Origin of the sequence: Pseudomonas sp. HY2-MNA-CIBAN-0224 (assembly GCF_040310285.1) — a bacterium.
In the GTDB taxonomy this organism is placed as follows: Bacteria; Pseudomonadota; Gammaproteobacteria; order Pseudomonadales; family Pseudomonadaceae; genus Aquipseudomonas; species Aquipseudomonas helleri.
Genome location: NZ_JBEOPQ010000765.1, coordinates 1 through 250, shown reverse-complemented (window position 1 = coordinate 250; position 250 = coordinate 1). Strand labels below are relative to the sequence as shown.

The 250-nt window shown below is 45.2% G+C and carries 1 protein-coding gene; it reads right to left on the bottom strand.

The genetic code is table 11. The features are described 5' to 3' along the window. Window positions 1-250: hypothetical protein (locus tag AAEZ03_RS28390; protein ID WP_350583299.1), on the bottom strand; the 250-nt coding region annotated here is incomplete at both ends.

Sequence of the window (250 nt, the reverse complement as noted above, 5' to 3'; positions counted from 1 at the left end):
CAGCAAGTCTTCACTATCGCTTGCAGTGTTAAAGTTACCTACTACAGCACTATTCGTTATGAGGTTATCGCTCTCATCTTCTAATACAGTTTCATCGTCTACACTTGCTGTATCAAGGTTTGGCGTATTAGAAGCCTGGATATCAGAAGCTTGGTCATTGACGGCATGCTCAGTAACAGGCGCAATCTCCCCACTATCATCGTAGCGCAGCACATCAGTTGCCACAGGTTTTTGGCTAAGGAAACTGTGC